The organism is Devosia sp., from assembly GCF_017307495.1.
Classification (GTDB): Bacteria; Pseudomonadota; Alphaproteobacteria; order Rhizobiales; family Devosiaceae; genus Devosia_A.
On sequence record NZ_JAFKHE010000004.1, the window covers coordinates 1 to 1,510 of the forward strand.

At 59.9% G+C, this 1,510-nt stretch carries 1 protein-coding gene; it reads left to right on the forward strand.

Annotation, left to right across the window (positions count from 1 at the left end):
- Positions 1–83 precede the first annotated feature (83 nt).
- A protein-coding gene (locus tag J0I99_RS00040) for an IS3 family transposase (protein WP_173194108.1) occupies positions 84–1,435 on the forward strand; the annotation gives its coding sequence in 2 pieces (ribosomal slippage) (positions 84–420 and positions 420–1,435; 1,353 coding nt in all).
- Positions 1,436–1,510: the final 75 nt, after the last annotated feature.

Genomic DNA, 1,510 nt, shown 5'->3' on the forward strand with positions numbered 1-1,510 from the left:
TGTCCGGGATCAGCGCCTATGGCACAGAATTGAGGGTGTGATTTAAGGAGTGTTCGGTTCTCGTCTAAGACGAAGGAACGAACATGAATTCGAAGTTGACTGGCGGCAAACGCTCCGCCGAGCATGTGGTCAAAGACATCCGTCGGGCGACACGGCGGCACTTTTCCTCGGAAGACAAGATCAGGATCGTGCTGGATGGCCTTCGTGGCGAAGACAGCATTGCCGAGTTGTGCCGCAAGGAGGGGATTGCCCAGAGCCTCTACTACACCTGGTCGAAGGAATTTCTGGAAGCCGGCAAGCGGCGACTGGCAGGCGACACGGCCCGTGCTGCGACGACCGGTGAAGTGCAGGACCTTCGTCGCGAGACCCGCGCGCTGAAGGAGGCAGTCGCGGACCTGACGCTGGAGAACCGTCTGCTCAAAAAAAGCATGATCGCGGATGGGGGCGACGACGAATGAGATACCCCGCATCCGAAAAGCTCGAGATCATCAAGATCGTCGAGCAGTCGCACCTTCCGGCGAAGAAGACGCTGGATCAGCTCGGCATTGCGCGGCGCACCTTCTACCGCTGGTATGACCGCTATGTCGAAGGCGGCCCGGAGGCGTTGGAGGACCGTCCTTCCCGGCCGAACCGGGTGTGGAACCGCATCAGCGCCGAGGTCCAGAGCCAGATCATCGACATGGCGCTGGAACAGTCCGAGCTGTCACCACGTGAGCTGGCGGTGCGCTTCACCGATGAGAAGCGCTACTTCGTGTCCGAGGCGACCGTCTATCGCCTACTCAAGGCCCATGACCTCATCACCAGCCCGGCCTTCGTGGTGATCAAGGCCGCCGACGAGTTCAGGGACAAGACCATGCGTCCCAATGAGATGTGGCAGACAGACTTCACCTACTTCAAGATCATCGGCTGGGGCTGGGTCTATCTGTCGACCGTGCTCGACGACTTCTCCCGTTACATCATCGCCTGGAAGCTGTGCACGACCATGCGGGCCCAGGACGTGACCGAAACGCTGGAACTGGGCCTTACGGCTTCAGGCTGTGACAGCGCCAGGGTGTTGCACAAGCCAAAACTGCTCAGCGACAACGGGCCGTCCTACATCGCCAGCGAACTCGCCGAATGGATCGACGCCAACGGCATGAGCCATGTCCGCGGCGCTCCGCTTCATCCGCAGACCCAGGGCAAGATCGAGCGCTGGCATCAGACGCTCAAGAACCGCATCCTGCTGGAGAACTACTTCCTGCCGGGCGATCTCGAACGCCAGATCGAAGCCTTCGTCGAGTATTACAATCACCGACGCCACCACGAGAGCCTTGGCAACGTGACCCCGGCCGACGCCTACTTCGGCAGGGCCTCTGCTATCATCGAACAACGAGAAAGGATCAAACGACAGACGATCGAGCTCCGGCGCTTGCAGCACCGCAAACTCGCCGCTTAACATCAACCAAAGATCGAGGCCGACACTCCGCTAAATCAAGCAGCCATCAGCGCCAAATGTTCTGACGACGGACAG